Source organism: Dongia sp. (genome assembly GCF_041905885.1).
In the GTDB taxonomy this organism is placed as follows: Bacteria; Pseudomonadota; Alphaproteobacteria; order Dongiales; family Dongiaceae; genus Dongia.
In genome coordinates this window covers 19,598-37,629 of sequence record NZ_JAYRKD010000006.1, presented here as the reverse complement: position 1 = coordinate 37,629, position 18,032 = coordinate 19,598, and the positions used below count along the sequence as shown (strand labels likewise).

Below are 18,032 nucleotides of genomic sequence, written 5' to 3'. Positions count from 1 at the left end.
TCGGCGCTGCTCACACCGGCAGTCCCGCACGCCGAAAGGTTTCAAAGAGTTCCTCTCGGCGATCGGAATCGGCAATCGGCAGAATACGCAGGAGATACGCGCGCCATTCGTCCACGTCGTCACCGGGGTAGTCCGCCATCTTCCCGCGCTTCAGCGACATGAAGTGCTGCATGGCGTCGCGCGCCGCGTCAGCCTGGCCGAGATTCCAGAGCGATGCCGCCCGAAAGGCGTGAGCCTCATCGATCGTTCGAGCCACGCGGGCAAACCCGCTCGCCGCATCAGCAAAGCCGCCTTCGAAGTAAGCCCCGACGGCAATCGCAAAGAGACAGGGATCGGATACAAGCGGGTTGAGCTTGAGTGATTCCAGGGAATAGCGTTGACCCTCCGTCGCATGCCCATTGCAGGCAAAGGCGAAACCCAGCAGACACATGCTGAACTGGTCGTTGGGATTCTGAACCAGCGCTATCTCGGCCTGCGCTTTGGCGACATCGAAATTCCGGTTGCAGTAGAACTGCGCCTCTGCAAGGGCGCGATGCCCATTGCTGTTCGTAGGATCGATCGCAATCGCCTGCTCCGCGGCGGCGATCGCTTCCCGCCTGGCGAGATCGAGATCCGTGCTCCAGTCGCTCTGGTGTTCGTAAGAGTATCCTAGAGACAATTCCGCATGGGCGGATGCGAATCGCGGCTCGCGGGCGATGGCCTCGCGAAGCAAGGTCCGCGCCGCCAGGATGCCCTCCTTCTTGCAATCGCGCTGCTGGAATCTGGCTTTCAGGAACAAGTCATAGGCCTCGTATCCGATGGGCGGCTTTTGCAGAACCTTCTCCATTTCGAAGGCCTGGACGCGCGCAGACAGCACGGTGACGACGCGGCGGACGATGTCGTCCTGAAGCGCGAATAAATCCGCAAAAACCCGGTCAAACCTTTCGGACCACAGCGTCACGCCATCGGCAGCATGAACGAGGCTCGCGGTGATGCGGACACGCTGCTCCGCGCGGCGGACGCTGCCGCGAACCATATACTCGGCATCAAGGCCGCTCGATCTGCCTTCGTCCGCCTGGGCATGTTGCCTTGCCGACGCCTGAGCAATGACCGCAAGGTCCGCGAAACGGGAAAGCTCGGTGCTGAGGTCTTCGGTGAGGCCCGCAGCGAAATGAAGATCCTGCGGATCGCCACCGGATTGTTCGAACGGCAGAACGGCGATTGAAGCCTTTGGCACGCGAGGCCGGACAACAAGCGGCGACGCGGCGGCGGATGAGCTTGGAACGCTGCACTGTACAGGCGCATCGAGAACGATCGATCGAGTCAACGCGTCGGGCTCCACTCCCAACTCCCGATCGAGCTTCTCGCGAAACTCCTGATAATGTCTGAGCGCAAGGCTGCGGTTGTTCATGGCGACATGCGCCCGGATCACCGACTGGTGAGCCAGCTCGCAGAGTGGATCGACAGACAGTAAGCGACCGGCGACATCCTGGCTTCGACGATGGTCGCCGTCGCGCTCCAGAACGCGGAGCAGCCTTGTCGTCGCCTCGCACCAGAGATTGTCGAGCGCCCGGCGGTTGTCTTCCAGCCAATCGGCAAAAATTGAATCTTCGGGCGCCAAACCTTCGAGAAACTGACCGCGCCGCAGCGCGAATGCTTGCTCCAGGCTCTGCCGGTCGTCGCCCCGGCGATGCCGGTGAAACTCTCCGATATCGGAAGCGATCGCCGCCGATTCATAGAACGAGATGACGCCGTCGGTCTCGGTATCGAGGACCTGCCTCGCCTGGCCGAAATCCTGGCGAAGATCGACGAGCAACTGGCGCAAGCTGGCCCGAGCCTGGGTAGTCTGCCGGTCCGACCACAGCAGCGCGCAAACGTGATCTCGGCCGACCGGCTGACCGTCTGCAAGGGCAAGACAGGCCAGCAGCCCCGTCCCCTTGCGCGAGCGGATCGTCACCGGATTGCCCGCCAGGGTCTGAAACTTGGGCGGGCCCAGAAGTTGGAACCGGAAACCCGTCATGAAAGCTCATCCAAGGCCGGTTATCTGGTCCCCTGACAGGGCGAATGGACGTCACGCTAGCATAATTGACGCAATATTGACAAAGGACTGACGCGCGGATTGTCGGTCGGCTGACGGCGCATCGAGAGAATAGCCTTCACGGAACAGCACACGGCGTTCCGTCAGAAGGGAGAACGGCGATGCGCTTCGACCTGCTCGACGAATACTCGACTCTGGTGCCATTCGGCCTCGGCGCTTTGCCCAAGCGGGCCGCTCCGGCCGAGACGGCAGAGCGCGAGACGACCGAACCTCTTGCCTACCGACAGGGAGCCCCACGCAAGCGCCTGGCACCACTCCGCCATTTGCTGCTGTCAGCACTTCTCTTGGCGCGGTCCTAGAGTTTCTTCCGCTTCAGGCGGTAGATGTAGCCGATGACTTCGGCGACGGCCTTGTAGAATTCCGGGGTGATCTCCTGGTCGACCTCGACCGCGGCATAGAGCCCGCGCGCGAGCGGCGGGTTCTCGACCACCGGCACGTCGTTTTCCTTGGCGATCTCGCGGATCTTCTGCGCCACCTTGTCGACGCCTTTGGCCACCACCTTCGGCGAGGCCATCTGGGCGTCGTATTTCAGCGCCACGGCGTAATGCGTCGGGTTGGTGACGACCACGTCGGCTTTCGGCACCTCGGCCATCATGCGCTTGCGGGCGCGCTCCATGCGCAGCTGGCGCAAGCGGCCCTTCACCATCGGGTCGCCTTCGCTCTCGCGCATCTCGTCCTTGATCTCCTGGCGCGACATGCGCAGGCCCTTGATGTGCTCGTAGCGCTGATAGAAGACGTCGGCCGCGGTGATCACTACCATCGCGGAGAAGACAGTGAGCAGCAGCCGGGCCAGCAAGTCGGTGATGACGCCGAGGATCTGGACGATCTCCATGCCGATCAGCTTGTGCAGGTCGCCGACCGAAGGCGTGATCACCGCGTAGACGATGCCGCCGACAATGGCGAGCTTCAGCAGGCCCTTGATGAAGTCGGCGAAGGAGCGCAGCGAGAAGATGCGCTTCAGTCCCGCCATCGGCGAGATCTTCTCCAGGCTCGGCATCAGACCCTCGCTGGAGAGCAGCAGGCCGAACTGGAGATAGCCGGAGAAGAAGGCGGCGAACAAGGCCAGCACCAGCGGCGCCGCCCCGGCCAGCAGCACCAGCCCCAGCAGCTTCCAGCCCATGGTGGTCAGGTGGCCGAGGTCGGTCGGCACCATGTCGGGCGTCTCGATGAAGGGCAGCGACATGTTGACGATGTCGCGCGCCATCGAGCCGCCGAACACGATGACCGAGATGGTGAGGGCGAGGATCATCAGGAGGTTGTTGACCTCCTGCGATTTCGCGACCTGGCCCTGCTCCCGCGCTTCCTGGAGTTTTCGCCCGGTTGGGTCTTCGGTTTTTTGTGAGTCGTCGTCAGCGGCCATCGTTCACCTTCACGGGACGAAGGGCGCCAGCTGGCGCTCGTAGGTATCGAGGAACCAGATCATCATCGAGGAAAGCGTCACCGCCAGCAGGCCAAGGCCGATCAGGAGCTGCGCCGGCATCGCGACGAAGAAGACCTGCAGGGTCGGCATCAGGCGCGCGAGCAGGCCCATGGCGCCGGTGAAGACCAGGCCGTAGACCAGGAACGGCGCCGACATCTGGATTGCCAGGGTGAAGCTGTCGGCGACGGCGCGGGCGTCGAAATTGGCGAAGTCGCCGAGCGGTGGCAACCGGCCCGGCGGCATCACCGCGTAGGTGCCGACCAGGGCCTTGAGGCTGGTATGGTCGAGGCCGGTCGAGAAGATCAGCACCAGGGTCACGACCACCAGGAAGTTGCCGGTGACCGCGGCCTGCTGCGCGGTGGTCGGATCGACCGAGAGCGCGTTGGCGATGCCGGTCTGCAAGGCGATGATGCTGCCGGCCGAGAGCACCGCCATCATGATGATGCGGCAGAGGCTGCCGAAGAACAGGCCGATGAAGATCTCGCTGGTCAAGGCCATGACGAAGCGGTCGAGATCGGCGGGCAGGACCGGGACCTTGTCGGCCAGCATCGGCATCAAGGCGAGGCTGAACATCAGCGCGAATACCAACCGCACCCGGGGCGGCACATAGGCCTCGCCGAAGCCGGGCAGCAGCATGACCGCCGAGCCCACCCGGCAGAACACCATGAAGAACTGGAAGATGCTGCCGTTCAGCAGCGTTTCCAGGGTCTCGCCCGGGGGCATGGAGGACCTAGCCGACGATGCGCTGCATGATCTGCTCGGTGAAATCGACGAGCACATGCAGCATGAAAGGCGCCAGCAGCAGCAGGGAGACGAAGACCACCAGGATCTTCGGCACGAAGGTCAAGGTCGCTTCCTGGATCTGAGTCAAGGCCTGGAACAGCGAGATGACCAGGCCGACGATGAGCGATATCAGCATGATCGGCGTGCCGATCTTCAGCACCACGACCACCGCATCCCGGCTGACTTCCAGAAGCGCCGCTTCATCCATGGTTGGGTCGCTCCACTTACGCGGAGAGAGTCATTGCGGGGCACCCCCTCCCCAACCCTCCCCCAAAGATGGGGGAGGGAGAAGAAGATGGCCCTCCCCCAAAGATGGGGGAGGGAGAAGAAGATGGCCCTCCCCCGACTTCGGGGGAGGGTTGGGTGGGGGTGCCACACACTCGATGCATCCTTAGATCGGCATCCGCAGGATTTCCTGGTAGGCGGCGACCGCCTTGTCGCGGACGGCGGTGACCGCCTGGAGGGTCACTTCGGCCGCGGAGACCGCCGTCACCACATCGGTGACATTGGCCTTGCCGGCGGTCGCGAGCAAGGACTGCTTTTCCGATTCGGCGCCGGTCTTGACCGAATCCGTGGCCGCCTTCTGCAGCAGGTCGCCGAAAGTCTCGCCGGCCGCCGTGACGGCGCCGTTGTCGCCATCGACCGCGCCGGTCAGCGCCTTGGCGGCATTGGCGTAGGCGGCGACGGCGTTGTTGATCGAGGTGTTGGCCATTTCTTAGTCCTTGGCTCTATCTATCACGCGGCACCCCCTCCTCAATCCTCCCCCGAAGACGGTGGAGGAGGACGTAGCCAAGAGAGTCTTCACCGCAGCAGATCGATGGTGCGCTGGAGCATGCCGCGCGACACTTCGATCACCTTCAGGTTCGCTTCGTAGGAACGCTGCGCCTCGCGCATGTCGTTCATCTCGATCAGCGTGTTGACGTTGGGCAGCTTCACGTAGCCGGCCTGGTCGGCGGCCGGGTTGTTCGGGTCGTATTTGCGGGTGAACTCCGAAGGGTCGAGGCCGACCTTCTTCACCTTGACCAGGCTGACGCCCATCTCGCGGTCGAGCGCGTTCTTGAAGGTGATGGTCTTGCGGCGGTAGGGATCGCCGCCCGGGACCTCGGAGACCGAATCCACGTTGGCGATGTTCTCCGAGATGACCCGCAGCCGCTCGCCCTGCACCCGCATGCCGGCGGCGGAGATCATCAGCGATTCCATGAGGTCCATGACCAGGCTCCTGTTACACGCCGCGACCGATCGCGGTCTTCAGCATGTCCACATGCTTGCGATAGAGATTGGTGATCTGGCTGTAATCCGCCTGGGTCTGCGAGAGCTTCATCATCTGCTCCTCGATCACGACCGAGTTGCCGGCGGGCGCCGTCTCGTAGGTCTTCTTCTGCTTCTTGGAATCCACCGGGTCGGCGGCCGGGATGGTGCCGGCGATATGCTTGGGGTTGGTGCGCTCCGGCTCGACCGCCGCCAGCTTCTTCAGATGGTCGCCGAAATCCAGCGGCACCACGTCCTTGGGCTGGTACTGCGGCGTGTCCGAGTTGGCGATGTTGGTGGCGATCACCTTCTCGCGGGCGCCGAGCCAATTCATCCGCTCGGTCAGGCGCTGGAAGAGTGGTATCTTGAAGAGGTCCATCGAATCCGGTCGCCCGCAGCCTTTCCGCGTTCGCCGGCATCATGCCCCACACCCCTTAACGGCCCGTTAATTTGCCTAAAATGCTAGGCAAATTTTGCGCTAAATCCGGGACTTAGCACCGCCGCCCGGGAAGTCTTTGATTCGACGGGGTTTTGCTGGCAACCTCCACCCCGCCATTAACCCGGCATTAAGCAAGCGATGCGATGCTGCGGCGGCAAAAGGGAGCTTCCATGGCCTCTTCCGACCGCGACCCCGGTAACAAATCGGGGAGTAAACAAGGTTCCAAGCCGGAGCCCTCCCCTGGGCCCGAGGACCCGATCGGCCCGCCGCGGCCGCGCTGGGGCGACCCCAAGCCCCGGGCGCCGATCGCGATCGCGCTCGACTACAAGAAGGGCGGCAAGCTCGACCCCAAGGCCGGGCCGCGCGTCGCCGCCACCGGCAAGGGCGCCGTCGCGGAGCAGATCCTGCAGATCGCCTTCGAGCGCGGGATCCCGGTGCGCGAGGATCCCGACCTCGCCCAGATCCTCTCGACCCTGGAGGTCGACAGCGTGATCCCGACCGACGCGCTGGCCGCCGTCGCCGAGATCCTCTCCTATCTCTATCGCCTCAACGGCAAGGTCCTGGACGGCCGCGCCGGCAGCGAAGACGCCGAGACCGGCAGCGAAGCAGCCAGCATTGAGGGAGGAGCGGTGCGATGACCGCGACCGGACATCAACTGGAAGAATCGATCGACCAGCTGGCCGCCATGATCGAAGGCGCGCAGCAGATGGCCGAGGCCGGGCAGATCGTCGAGCTCGACGTGCTGGCCTTGAAGATCGCGGTGCTGACCGATGCACTCCACGACAAGGAAGAGGTCGAGCGGCCGAACCCGCTGCTCCCCCGCCTGGAGCATCTGGTGGAAGCGCTCAATCACCTCGAGCTGACCTTGCGGAAGCGCAACGTGAACCTGGCGCTCGACCTGCAGCAGGCCGACCGGCGCCTGCGCGCCCAGGTCGCCTATCGCAGCGAGCGGTCGGACGGGTGATGGCTCTGGCGGCACACCGAATTTGTGGCACCCCCACCCAACCCTCCCCCAAAGATGGGGGAGGGCTTTGCATCGCGCCCGTGACTCCCTCCCCCGACTTCGGGGGAGGGTTGGGGTGGGGGTGCCACGCAATGAAAGCAGCCTGCTAGCTCTCCATGGAATTCGACACTTATCTCCGTTTCATTCTGGTCCTGATCTTCGTGCTCGGCCTGGTGCTGGCTTTGGGCTGGGTGCTGAAGCGTTCGGGCATCAGCGGCAGCGCGGTCGCCGGCAAGGGCAAGCGGCTCGGGATCGTCGAGACCGCCTTCCTCGGGCCGAAGCACCGGCTGATCCTGGTGCGGCGCGACGAGGTCGAGCACCTGGTGCTGGTCGGGCCCAACACCAACACGCTGATCGAATCCGGCATTGCCGCCGATCCCAAGACGCGGCAGAGCTTCAAGGCGCTGGTCAAGGCCGAGGAGATCAAAGAGGAGCGCGGCCAGTGAAGCAGATGCGTCTTGCCGCCTGGATCTTCTCGGGTGTTTTCGGTCTCGGTGCCTTGCTGCTGCTGATCCATCCGGCTTTGGCCCAGAGCGTCACCCTGGACATGGGTCCGGGCGAGCGCGGCGCCTTCACCGGCAAGGTGATCCAGCTGGTCGCGCTGATGACGGTGCTGAGCCTCGCACCGGGCATCCTGGTGATGGTGACTTCGTTCACCCGCATCGTCGTGGTGCTGTCGATCCTGCGCTCGGCGATCGGCGCCACCGGCACGCCGCCCAACATGGTGCTGGTGAGCCTCGCCATGTTCCTGACTGCCTTCGTGATGGCGCCGACCTTCGAGCAGGCCTACACCAACGGCGTCAAGCCGCTGATGGACGAGCAGATCACCGAGGAACAGGCCTTCACCCGCAGCGTGGCACCGTTCCGCTCCTTCATGCTGGCGCAGGTGCGGGAGAAGGACCTCGCCCTCTTCGTCGACATGGCCAATGTCGGCCCGATCGCCACCCCGGACGACACGCCGCTGAAGGCGCTGATCCCGGCCTTCATGCTGAGCGAGCTCCGCCGCGCCTTCGAGATCGGCTTCCTGGTTTATCTCCCGTTCCTGATCATCGACATGGTGGTCGCCTCAGTGCTGATGGCGATGGGCATGATGATGCTGCCGCCGGTGATGATCGCCCTGCCCTTCAAACTGATCTTCTTCGTGATGGTGGACGGCTGGTACCTGATCGCCGGCAGCCTGGTGCGAAGTTTCAACCCGGCGGGATAGCGGCGCTTTCAGGCGTCGCCTCACGCAGCCTCAAGACCCTCACCCAGCCCTCTCCCTCCGGGAGAGGGAGCTTTCATCGCTACTGCCCGGCGGGTTGCGTGGGCTGGCCGGCGGTCTGGTCCGGGGCGGTGGGCGCCTGCGTCGCCGGTGCGCCGGAGCCCGACGTCTCCGCGGGCTTGTCGAGCGGGGCCATTGGGCCCATGTCGGTGGCGGGCTCGGTGGCGGTGCTCAAGGCCTCGGCCTGGAGGATCTTGCGGTATTCCTCGACGAAGACGCCGAGCTGGTCGACGCTCTTCATCTGCGCGGTGATGGATTCGGTGAGGCCGCTGTCCGGCGAGGTCAGCACGCGGAACGGCTTCGCCAGCATCGTGGTGTCCATCTGCTTGCCGAACATCCGCGCGAGGTCCTTCATGCCGCGGCGATCGTTGGCGAGCGACAAGGCGACGGCGCGTTTCAGGATCAGCGCCGACAGCACCGGGTCGAGCAAAGGTTTCTGCGCCGGCGCCGCGTCCGCGGCTGCCGCATCGCCGGCGGCCGGTGCGGGCGCGTTGGGATCGGCATCCGCCGGGGCCGGCTGGGTCGCGTCGGCGGCCGCGGCGGCCTGGGCATCCGCCAGCGCCTTGTCGAGCCCCGATTGATTCAAGACCGAGGCGGGATTGGCGGCGATGTCGTCCGGCGCCGGCCCCTTCACCTCGGCGAGGCGCTTGGCCTGCTCGGCGGTGATGAGCTCGCCGAGCGCGTCGGCCGCGGACGGCCATTCGCGCAGCTTCCAATACATGTCGGACTTCAGCCAGAGGCCTTCCAGGCTGCCGTCGCTTTCGATCAGGCCGAGGCCGCGCAGGGTCTCGCCGGTGTCGAACAGCGCGCGGGCCTTGAGGCGCTGGCGCTGGGCCTGCAGCTCCGGCGCGGTCGCGGCGGGATTCTCGGTCTCGCCGAGCGCCTTCAGCGCGGCGTCGGGCTTGTCGTCCAGCAGGCGCACCGCGGCGAGCCGCGTCCCCGCCCCCACCTTCGCGGCGCCGGAGAGCCGGGTCTTCACCTGGCGGTCGAGCAGGTCGCCGGCGCGGTCGAGCAGGTCGACCTTCACCAGCCGGTCGGCGAGCGCCGCGATCATGCGGTCGCCTTCGGCGCCCGGCGGGGTCAGCTCGCGGAACTCGTCGTAGAGCGCCACTGCCGTCAGGGGCGAAAGCTGGTCGGCCCGGCCGCCGAGATAGAGGCCGCGGAACTCGGCCGTCATGTCGTCGGCGGCCTGCTTTGCCTTCGGGTGATCGGGGAAATGGGTCGCGGCCTGGCGCAAGGTGATCAGGCCCTTGCGCGGCTGCGCGACGTCGAAATAGAGGTGGCCGAGCTTGCTCAGCAGATCGAACTCGAAGGTATCGCCGCGGTAGAGGAAGCGCAAAGTCTCGAGCTTGGCGACCGCGTCCTTGGGATCGATCTTCTTCTCCTCGAGCTGCTGCGAAACCACCTCGAAGGTCGAGCGCGCCTTGATCTCGTCGATCGGGCTGTCGGTCAGCTTCTCCCAGGTGGCGAGCGCCCCTTCCTTCTGGCCGATCTTCTGCTGGCGCAAAGCGTCGAGGAAGGCGGCATGCGCCTCGGTGGTGGCATCGAGCTTGTCGCGCTTCAAGGGATCGAGATAGTTCTGCGCGGTCAGCGGATCGCCGCTGTCGAGCAGCGCGCGGGCGGCGAGCAGGCGGACGTCGTTGCGGAACGGGTTCGGGTAATCCGAGATGTCGGGCAAGGCGCCGCTGAAGATCTTCGCCGCCGCCGCATCGTCGCCGCGCTTGGCGGCGATATAGGCGGCCATCAGGTTGGCTTCGGGCACATTGTGCAGCGCCGGCGCCGCCATCAGCCGCTCGGCGCGGTCGTAGGCGCCGTGCATGGTCTCGGCCGCGGCGCCGATCGCCATGATCAGCGGGTTGTTCTGGGCGTTGCGGTCGGCATCCAGGATCTCGTTGATCCGCCCCGCCGCTTCCGGGGCGCGGCCGTTGGCCAGCAGGAACTGCGCATGCTCGAGCAGCGCACGGTTCTTGTCGCCGGGCGATGCGGCCTCGATCTTGTCCCGCAACGCCTTGTTCTCTTCCACGAAGCTGGCGTCGCCGCCGCGTCGCCACTTCTTCATGTCGAACAGGCTGGCGGTGGTGGGCAGCGCCTTCGGCACCGAGACCACGACCGGCGGCGGCGGTCCGCCTTCGGGAGTCGGCGCCGGCGCGGACTCCTCAGGCGCTGTCTCCGCCGGCGCGGCTTCCGCGGGTTGCTCCGGCTTCGGCGGCTCGGGCGGCGTTGCGGCAGGCGCGGTCTCCGGCGCCGCTTCGGCAACGGCTTGCGGCGGCGTGGTGATGACGACGCCGTTGGGGCTGGCGGTGACCTTCGGCCGGTCGTTGAGCAAGGCCACCACCACGCCCTGGTGGCTCGGCAGCAGCTTGAAGTCGGGCCAATCGGACTGCCGCTCGATCCCGGCGCCGGCGCGCTGAGTCGGCGTCACCACCAGCTTGCCGCGGTCGGCCGGATCCTCGAGATCGATGGCGGCGCCGGCGGCGATCACCCGGACGATCAGGCTGGTGCCGCCGTTCGGCAAGGTCTCGCGGCTCTGCTGCAGCGCCTCCGCCGGCGCGATTGTTTGGCCAGGACGCAGCGTCACTTTCCAGCGCGCGCCCTCCGGTTCGGTCTTCGGCGAAGCCGCGGCGCCGCCGGTGATGCGCAAGGCCAGCGCGAAGTTGGTGGGCACCGGCTCGACCTTGCCGATCTCCTTCTCGACGCGGGCAAGCGGCTTCAGGTCGGCCTTGCCCGGGCGATCGAAGACCAGCCAGAGCGCGTCGCCGCGGCGGAACACCGCCAGCGCCACCGGCTTCGGCCAATCGAAGAAGAGGGTGGCGCCATCGGAAAGAGGCAAGGCTTTGACTTTAACATTGACCGCGGGCGGCGCGACCCGCGGCGGCTCGAAGGCGGTCGGCGGCGCCGCGGTCACCGGCGTCGCGACGCCGGGGCCGGAGACGCCGGCGGTGGTCGGCGCCGGCTTCGGCGCGGCGACTTCCGGCAGGGCCGATTGCAGTTGCGGCGCGAGCTCAGGCTCGGGCACCGCGGCGGCGACCTTCGGCGCTTCCGGCTGGGGCGCTGCGGGTTGTGTTGCTGCGGGTTGGGGCGCTGCCGGCTGGGTGGTCGGAATCTCCGCCGGGATGTCCTGCAGCCCCGGCTCCGCCGGGGTCTGCGGTTGCGCGGGCTCGGGTTGCGCGCTCGCGACTTCGGCGGGGACCGGCGTGGGCGCGGCCGGCTTTTCCTTCGGCAGGTTGGCGGCGTCGCGGTCGTAGACGTCGAGCACGACGGTGTTGCCGCTGCTGAAGTCGCGCAGCACCATGCCGGGCTTCAACGCGAGCTTCACGGTGAGGCCGCTCGCGGTGGCATCCGCGCTCATCCCATCGATCCGCGGCGGCAGGTCGCCGGCGACCTTCTCGAGATCGATCGCGCCGGGGCTGGCGAAGATGAGCTCGGCTTGGTTGCCGGTCTGCTTGATGGTGTAGCGCACGTCCTTCGGCCAATCGAAGGCGAGGCGCGAATAGCCCTGGTGCTCGCCGCTGCGCAGCTTCACCGCGGCAGGCGCAGGCTGCGCCGTCCCCGGGGCGGACCCTGGGGCGGCCGTCCCGTTGGTGGCGGGCTGCGTCGCGCCGGCGGTCTTGACGGCGCGCGCGGTGGCATCGGGGCCGTTGTCGAATTCCCGCTGGCTGGCATCGTCGGCGAAGGCGAAGTCGAGCGCCAGCTTGGCGCCGTCGTTGAAGGCCTGCCAGGTGACCGGGCCGTGGAAACTCAAGGTCAGGCGCTTGTTGTCCGGCGAGAGCGTCGCCTTGGTGATGTAGTCCTTGAGCGTGGAGGCGGCTTCGGCGAGGTCGATCCTGTGCGCGCGGTCGAAGCGCAGCTCGAGGCGATCGCCCTCGCCCGAGATGTCGGTCGCGACCGCGCCGGGGAAGTCGATCACCAGGCGGCCGAAATCCTCGTGCAGGCCGCCGCGGGCCGGGACCGTCTGCGCCAGCGCGCCAGCCGAGACCACCACCAGGCAGGCGACCGCCACGAGACCGGTGTGCCATGCGGCGACCAGCGTTCGGGCAATCCTGCGGAAGTGCGGTTCAGTCATCGACCCGGAATCTCTTGAGATCTGCACGAATCGGAGGAGCACAGAGCGTGCCAGCATCATACCGGGCTTCGCCGGCTAAGTCTTTGGCGGGATTGTGGAGTCGCCGGCTTACGGATTGGGGCGCTTACGGATTGGAGGCGACCGGGGCCTTGTCGAAGACGATGAGGTCGATGCCGGCGGCCTCCCCCGGCGCGGTCAGGCGGGTGCGGGCGGCAATCGGGCCGGCGGCCCCCGCCTGTTCGAGGCGCTGGGCGAGGCGGACGGCATAGGTGAGGCCGGCGGTGAACTCGGCCGGCCGGTCGGGCCGGACCTCGACCGCGATCGTGTTGGGCACGGTGCCGAGCGCGCCGCCGACGGCAAAGACCAGGTCCTGCCCGGCCGCTTGGCCGGCGCTGCCGACGGACAGCAGATCCTTGGGCGGAAGCCGCAGGATGACGCGGTCGCCCTCGCTCCTGACCGCGATATTGGCCAAGGCCGGATCATGCTCCAGCTTGGCCTTGATCACCGAGGCGAGGTAATCGACGTTGCGGCCCTCGTCGCTCGGCGCCACCGCCATCGCGCGGTCGGCGCTGCCGGGGATGTCCTCGACCACCTGGCGGCCGGGCATGCCCTCCATCAGCCGGTCGAACTTCGCACGATCCACGGCCACGAGGGAATAAAGCAGGACGAAGCTGGCCAAGAGGCAGCTCACGAAATCGGCGAAAGTCATCAGCCAGGGCGGCTGCGGCGTCTCGGTCGGCGCCGGTATCGACGAAAGCAGATCGGGCTTGGGGCCACTCGGGATCATCACGGGGCCCCCGGGATGCGCGCGTTGGGGCGGAGCCGGATCGTGAGCGAGATCTGCTGGCCGTCGCCCGGGATGAGGCTGACCGAAGCGGCGTCGTTGGCGAAGCCGGCTTCGCGCAAGGCGGCGCCGACGGCGCTGGCGCCGACGATCGCGGCGTCATCCATGCGGGGCGCGCTCAAGGCGACCTCGACCTCGTAGGCGAAGTCGGCGGGGCCGGTCTTCAAGGCGTGCATAGCCTGGGCAAGAATGCCGTCGAAGCCGGAAGCGAGCTTGCCACTCTCGCCTTCGAACACCAGGCGGCGCGGCAGGGTGAGCACGTATTCGTCGGCGGTCTCGGGCTTGACGCCGGTGACCAGCGGCACCTCGGCGTTCAAGGAGGCGCGAAGATCGCCGAGCAGCTTGCGCGTCTCCGCTTCCTCGCCGACCGGCGTCGAGGGCGCCAAGCCGGTGTCGGAGAAGGCGCGGGCGAGACCCGACATCACCGACGCCTCGCGCTTCTCGTTGCGCATCGAGATGCTGGTAAGCACGATGAAGAAGCACATGACCAGGATCAGCAGCCCGACCAGGGTCGGCAGGCTGGGATTGCGCGCGACGCCGTGCTGCTTCAGGCCGGCGGCGGCATCAAACCATTGCGGCATCGCCGCCTTCAGTTCGGCGACGCGCGCCTCATGCGTGGATGGATCGCTTTCCGGGGAAGCGGCGGCTCCGTTGCTGTATTCGGCGGCGCCGGTGGTCAAGGCCGCCTCAGTCGAAGCTGGCCAGCAGCGCGTCGATGTCGTCCTGCTTGCCGGCATTGGCCGCGAGCTGCGGGCCGTTCAGCAGGGCGGCGTCGCTCATCTTGTCCTCGGCCTTCTCCGGGGTCGGGTGCGCGGCCTTGTACTTGGAGATCTCGTCGCCGAAGGCGGCGACCAGGGCATCGACCTTGGATTCGATATGCTTCAGCGCCTTCACCACCTTGGTGATGCGCTGGCCCGTGATGTCCTGGAAGTTGCAGGATTCATAAACCAGGGTGACCGCCTCGGTGACCTTCTCGGCCATCGCGGGATCCATCTCCGCGGTCAGGCCCTCGAGCGATTCCATCGCCTGGAGGATGCCGTTGGTCGCCTCCTCGGTCGAGCCGACGATGGCGTCGAGCTCGTCGGTGGCGCTCGGAATGTGGTCGCTCATGATCTCGTCGGGGCGGAGCGCCGCGATCTCGCTCTTCGCCGTCACGATGTAGCGCGCGAGGGATTCGACCTCGGCGTAGAGCTTCAGGTTCATCTCCGAGAGATCGCCTTCCATGCTGGAAAGCATCTCGGTGACGACCTCCTGGATTTCGTCCTTGGTATAGCTCGGCATGCGCGTCTTCAGCGCGCTGAGCTTGGCAACCAGTTCGGCGGGAACCGCACCAGACATATTTGTTCTCCCGGGGCCTACAGGGCTCAGAAGTTGCCGATCACCGACGCGAGCTTGGTCTTCAGGGTGGCGGCGTTGAACGGCTTCACGATGTAGTTGTTGACGCCGGCTTCCTTCGCCGCGATCACGTTCTCGGTCTTGGATTCCGCGGTGATCATGATGAAGGGCAGCGCCTTCAGCTTGGCGTCGGCACGGACCTCGCGGAGCAGCTGGATGCCGGTCATCGGCTCCATGTTCCAGTCCGAGATCACCAGGCCGTATTCCTTGTCGCGCAGCTTCTGCAGCGCCATCGAGCCGTCGGTCGCCTCGTCCACATTGTTGAAGCCGAGCTGCTTCAGCAGATTGCGGATGATCCTGAGCATCGTCTTGTAGTCATCGACGATGAGGATGTTCATTTGCATATCGACCGACATTTCGAATTCCTCTCGGCTCTCTTCTCAAGCCCGCTGCTTCGATGAGACTGAATAGCCCTGTAATCGTTAAGCCCGGGTTAAATCCGGCAAGTTTTCCAAGTTCTTAGCCTTTTTAGCTGGCATTCCTAAGGCTTGGTCCCAGGACGCCAATCTCACATTAAGGAACCACCGGCAGCTGCTGGCGCTGGGCCAGCTCGAAGGTGACCTCCTTGGCCTTGGTCGGCGTCATCAGGGCCAGGATCGGCGCCACCTTGCGTTCCTTCATCCGCGCGATGACTTCCAGGAGGATGTCCATGTCGAGCTCCTCGAAGACACCAGCGGCGGCCTTGGGCTTCATGTTCTCGTAGATCTTGACCAGGCTCTGGAGCTGGGCCTCCTCGGCATCGCTGCGCTTCTTCAGCAGGTCCTGGAGCGTGGACTGCATGGCTTTGAGCTCGGCCATCTTCTGGTCCATCTTCTGCTCGGCGGCGGCCACCAGGGCCTCGCGCTCGTCGAGCTGGCGCGCCTTGGCATCGAGCTCCGCGCGCCGCTTCGAGAGCTGCTGCAGGACGTCCACTTCCTCGTCGGTGTAGTTGAACGGATCGACCGCCGCCGCGGAATCCGGCTTCGGCGCCTCGGCCGGCGCCCCTTCAACGGCAGCGGGGGCCTCGCCGGCCGCCGGGGCGGCGTCGGTCGGAGCGGCCGGGGTGGCCGGGATCTGTGCCGTCGGCTGCGTCGGGGTGACCGGCGGCGGTGCCGCGGGGGTCGCCGGCTGCTGCGCGGTCTGGGTATCGGGGGCGAGCTGGGTCGGTTGCTGCGCGGCGGGCGCCGCGGGCGTCTGGGCCTGGGGTTGAGGTTGGGTTTGGGCTTCGGTCTCGCTGCCGACGGTGACCGAGAGCTCCTGCCAGATGCCGCCGATCTTCACGGTCATCATCAGCGCCAGCGCGCCCATCAGGGCCGGGAGCAACCGAATGCGGAACTTTGCCACGCTCACTTCTCCTTCAGCGCATGCCGGAGAGCGAGGACAGGAACGCCTTCGCTTCCGGGGAGACTTCGGCTTCCGCGACGCGCGCCGGCTGACCCGGGTCAGAAGCACCGCGATCCACGGGCCGATTCTCCATCGCACCCAACAAAGCTTCACTCCGCCGCGCAGCCGCGACGGCTTCCTCCAGCCGGGTCGATGAGGCATCGGCCCGGCCGATCAACAGGCGCAGGTCATCCGAGACCCGCTGCACCTCGGCGATCACCTGGCGACCGCGCTCGGCGCCGCCGTCGAGCTGCTTGCCCAAACCCTCGGCATTGGCGCGAAACGCCGCCAAGCCCTCGGTCGCCGCCTTGGTCTGCGCCGCCAGGTCCGCGGTCAGCTTCTCGAACGCGGCGCGGCCTTCGCGCAGTTCCGCCATGCGCCTGTTCAGCCGATAGACGGAAACAAGCGCTGCGCCCAGCAGAACGATCAGCAGACCGTCGGCCAGCAAACCGATACTCATCCCGCCTCAACTCACTTCATAAGCCGGTCGGAAATCTTGACCGCAATCTTGCCCGAGCGCCGGCCCATCTGGCCCTTGAACAGCTGGACGTCGCCGCACCTGAGCTCGACCTCGGAATCCGGCGTGCATTCCAGCGCCAGGCGCGAGCCCGGCTTCCAGTTCAGGACCTCGCCCAACGGCAGGGTCAGCTCATCCAGCACCGCGTTGATCTCGACGTCGGTCTGCCAGAGCTCGCTCGAAAGATGGGTTTCCCAGATCGAGTCACGGCCGAACTTCTCGCCCATGAACATCTGCAGCAGCAGCTCGCGCACCGGCTCAAGGGTCGCGTAGGGGATCAAGAGCTCGATCCGGCCGCCGCGGTCTTCCATATCGACCCTGAGGCGCGCCAGCACCGCCGCGTTGGCGGCGCGCGCGATCGCGGCGAAGCGCGGGTTGGTTTCCAGGCGCTCGAAGCGGAAGGTGACCGGCGACAAGGGATCGAAGGTCGCGGTCAGGTCGTTCAGCACGACGCCGACCAGCCGCTCGACCAGGTTGCGCTCGATCGTGGTGTAGGGGCGGCCCTCGATGCGCATCGCGGCGGTACCGCGGCGACCGCCCAAGAGCACGTCGACGATCGAATAGGTGAGCGTGGAATCCACCATGATGAGACCGTAGTTGTCCCATTCCTCGGCCTTGAAGACGCCGAGCATGGCGGGCAGCGGGATCGAGTTCAGATAATCGCCGAAGCGGATCGCGGTGATGTTGTCGAGACTGACCTCGACGTTGTCCGAGGTGAAGTTCCGGAGGCTGGTCGAGAGCATGCGGACCAGGCGGTCGAACACGATCTCGAGCATCGGCAGGCGCTCGTAGGAGACCAGCGCGCTCGAGAGGATCGCCTGGATGCCGGAGGGCTTGTCGCCGCCACCGCCGCCGCCGCCGCTGATCCCGAGCAGGCTGTCGATCTCGCTCTGGTCGAGCACGCGGTTGGAAACGGGCCCGGCGGCATCGCCCTCGCCGCCCTCGCCGCCTTCGTCGGCCATCTGCTCCCAGGCCGCCGCGGCGGCCTTTTCTTCTTCGGAGAGCTCTTCTTCGCCCTGGTTTTCGTCGTCGCCAATCATGCCCTTGCTCCGCCTGGCTCGGTTACTGCGCCAGCATTGATTTGATCAGCACGTCCTCGACCTCGATCGGCTTGGCCGCGGCCTTGGCGCGCAGCAGCAGCTCGTCGCGCATGCGCTGCACGCCGTCGGCGCCCTGCAGGTCCTCGATCCGGAGGCTCCTGAGATAAACCTGGAATTGATCGACCACCTTGGGCATCACGCCCTCGAGCTTCTTGGCGTCTTCCTCGGTCTTCACCGCGAGCCAGAGATCGAGGTTGAGGTAGGGCATCCGCTTGCCGGTGCCGACCAGATTGACCTGCAGCGGGTTCTCGAGCGCGACATAGACCTGTGGCTCGTCGGCGGCATGCTCGGCCGCCCCCTCGGCGGCAGGTTCCTCGGCCGCCGGATCCTTCTTCAACAGCAGGAAATACGCCGCCGCGCCGCCGCCGCCCAACAGCAGGACGGGCAGGAGGATGAACAGTACCAGCTTCTTGCCGCTGAACTTCTTCTTCTTCGGTGCATCTGTTGCCGGTGCTTCTTCGGCTGCCGCCATGACCATGACCCTAAAATGACCTCATCCCAGCGGACCGCCTCCGGC

The 18,032-nt window shown here is 66.3% G+C and carries 21 protein-coding genes; 5 read left to right on the top strand and 16 right to left on the bottom strand.

Translation table 11 applies throughout. From position 1 onward, the window contains the following. Positions 1-10: 10 nt before the first annotated feature. Positions 11-1,999 carry a BTAD domain-containing putative transcriptional regulator gene (locus ACH2CY_RS07840; protein WP_395017882.1) on the bottom strand — a complete coding sequence of 663 codons (1,989 nt, stop codon included), beginning with the start codon at positions 1,997-1,999 and terminating at the stop codon, positions 11-13. 179 nt (positions 2,000-2,178) lie between these two features. Here ACH2CY_RS07840 and ACH2CY_RS07835 point away from each other — a divergent pair, with 179 nt between their 5' ends. Further along, positions 2,179-2,376, top strand: a complete 198-nt coding sequence (locus ACH2CY_RS07835) for a hypothetical protein (RefSeq protein WP_395017880.1) — start codon at positions 2,179-2,181, stop codon at positions 2,374-2,376. Here the strand turns inward: ACH2CY_RS07835 and flhB are convergent. The 6 genes from flhB to ACH2CY_RS07805 all read right to left on the bottom strand — a co-directional run bounded on the left by flhB (position 2,373) and on the right by ACH2CY_RS07805 (position 5,907). Then, positions 2,373-3,437, bottom strand: a complete 1,065-nt coding sequence (gene flhB / locus ACH2CY_RS07830; protein ID WP_395017879.1) for a flagellar biosynthesis protein FlhB — start codon at positions 3,435-3,437, stop codon at positions 2,373-2,375. The genes ACH2CY_RS07835 and flhB overlap by 4 nt on opposite strands. Positions 3,438-3,446: 9 nt before the next feature. Further along, entirely contained in the window at positions 3,447-4,220 is a 774-nt protein-coding gene (locus tag ACH2CY_RS07825) for a flagellar biosynthetic protein FliR (protein ID WP_395017876.1), read from the bottom strand. 7 nt (positions 4,221-4,227) lie between these two features. After that, the gene (gene fliQ, locus ACH2CY_RS07820; RefSeq protein WP_395017875.1) at positions 4,228-4,488 is read right to left on the bottom strand and encodes a flagellar biosynthesis protein FliQ; all 261 of its coding nucleotides are present in this window, start codon (positions 4,486-4,488) and stop codon (positions 4,228-4,230) included. A 183-nt stretch (positions 4,489-4,671) separates the two neighbouring features. Next, positions 4,672-4,992 carry a flagellar hook-basal body complex protein FliE gene (fliE, locus tag ACH2CY_RS07815; RefSeq protein WP_395017872.1) on the bottom strand — a complete coding sequence of 107 codons (321 nt, stop codon included), beginning with the start codon at positions 4,990-4,992 and terminating at the stop codon, positions 4,672-4,674. An 89-nt stretch (positions 4,993-5,081) separates the two neighbouring features. Then, positions 5,082-5,489, bottom strand: a complete 408-nt coding sequence (gene flgC, locus ACH2CY_RS07810) for a flagellar basal body rod protein FlgC (protein WP_395017870.1) — start codon at positions 5,487-5,489, stop codon at positions 5,082-5,084. 13 nt (positions 5,490-5,502) lie between these two features. Further along, complete coding sequence (locus tag ACH2CY_RS07805) at positions 5,503-5,907, bottom strand: flagellar basal body rod protein FlgB (RefSeq protein WP_395017867.1); 405 nt, start codon at positions 5,905-5,907, stop codon at positions 5,503-5,505. Between the two features lie 230 nt (positions 5,908-6,137). On the opposite strand from ACH2CY_RS07805, the gene ACH2CY_RS07800 reads away from it, so the two are divergent. The 4 genes from ACH2CY_RS07800 to fliP all read left to right on the top strand — a co-directional run bounded on the left by ACH2CY_RS07800 (position 6,138) and on the right by fliP (position 8,177). Further along, the gene (locus tag ACH2CY_RS07800; protein ID WP_395017864.1) at positions 6,138-6,605 is read left to right on the top strand and encodes an EscU/YscU/HrcU family type III secretion system export apparatus switch protein; all 468 of its coding nucleotides are present in this window, start codon (positions 6,138-6,140) and stop codon (positions 6,603-6,605) included. After that, on the top strand, positions 6,602-6,931 hold the full coding sequence (locus tag ACH2CY_RS07795; RefSeq protein ID WP_395017862.1) for a hypothetical protein: 330 nt from the start codon (positions 6,602-6,604) through the stop codon (positions 6,929-6,931). The genes ACH2CY_RS07800 and ACH2CY_RS07795 overlap by 4 nt, the downstream gene beginning before the upstream one ends. 155 nt (positions 6,932-7,086) lie before the next feature. Next, positions 7,087-7,416, top strand: coding sequence for a FliO/MopB family protein (locus ACH2CY_RS07790; RefSeq protein ID WP_395017860.1), 330 nt, complete (start codon positions 7,087-7,089; stop codon positions 7,414-7,416). Between the two features lie 5 nt (positions 7,417-7,421). After that, positions 7,422-8,177 carry a flagellar type III secretion system pore protein FliP gene (gene fliP, locus ACH2CY_RS07785; RefSeq protein ID WP_395018235.1) on the top strand — a complete coding sequence of 252 codons (756 nt, stop codon included), beginning with the start codon at positions 7,422-7,424 and terminating at the stop codon, positions 8,175-8,177. A 79-nt stretch (positions 8,178-8,256) separates the two neighbouring features. On the opposite strand, the gene ACH2CY_RS07780 is transcribed toward fliP, so the two are convergent. From ACH2CY_RS07780 to ACH2CY_RS07740, 9 genes are all read right to left on the bottom strand, one after another. Beyond that, positions 8,257-12,297 (bottom strand): hypothetical protein, encoded by a 4,041-nt coding sequence (locus ACH2CY_RS07780; protein WP_395017857.1) that lies wholly within the window; start codon positions 12,295-12,297, stop codon positions 8,257-8,259. A 124-nt stretch (positions 12,298-12,421) separates the two neighbouring features. Beyond that, entirely contained in the window at positions 12,422-13,084 is a 663-nt protein-coding gene (locus ACH2CY_RS07775) for a flagellar motor protein MotB (protein WP_395017854.1), read from the bottom strand. After that, positions 13,084-13,821 (bottom strand): flagellar motor protein MotB, encoded by a 738-nt coding sequence (locus ACH2CY_RS07770; protein ID WP_395017851.1) that lies wholly within the window; start codon positions 13,819-13,821, stop codon positions 13,084-13,086. The genes ACH2CY_RS07775 and ACH2CY_RS07770 overlap by 1 nt, the downstream gene beginning before the upstream one ends. A gap of 7 nt (positions 13,822-13,828) precedes the next feature. Further along, entirely contained in the window at positions 13,829-14,479 is a 651-nt protein-coding gene (locus ACH2CY_RS07765; RefSeq protein WP_395017850.1) for a protein phosphatase CheZ, read from the bottom strand. 26 nt (positions 14,480-14,505) lie between these two features. After that, a complete protein-coding gene (locus ACH2CY_RS07760; protein ID WP_395017848.1) occupies positions 14,506-14,892 on the bottom strand; it encodes a response regulator in 387 nt (128 codons plus the stop codon). A 157-nt stretch (positions 14,893-15,049) separates the two neighbouring features. Beyond that, complete coding sequence (locus ACH2CY_RS07755) at positions 15,050-15,859, bottom strand: MotE family protein (protein ID WP_395017845.1); 810 nt, start codon at positions 15,857-15,859, stop codon at positions 15,050-15,052. 13 nt (positions 15,860-15,872) lie between these two features. Next, entirely contained in the window at positions 15,873-16,358 is a 486-nt protein-coding gene (locus ACH2CY_RS07750; RefSeq protein WP_395017843.1) for a DUF6468 domain-containing protein, read from the bottom strand. Between the two features lie 11 nt (positions 16,359-16,369). Then, positions 16,370-17,455 carry a flagellar motor switch protein FliM gene (gene fliM / locus ACH2CY_RS07745; protein WP_395017840.1) on the bottom strand — a complete coding sequence of 362 codons (1,086 nt, stop codon included), beginning with the start codon at positions 17,453-17,455 and terminating at the stop codon, positions 16,370-16,372. Between the two features lie 22 nt (positions 17,456-17,477). After that, positions 17,478-17,987: a flagellar basal body-associated FliL family protein gene (locus ACH2CY_RS07740; RefSeq protein WP_395017837.1), complete on the bottom strand. Its 510-nt coding sequence runs from the start codon at positions 17,985-17,987 to the stop codon at positions 17,478-17,480. Positions 17,988-18,032: the final 45 nt, after the last annotated feature.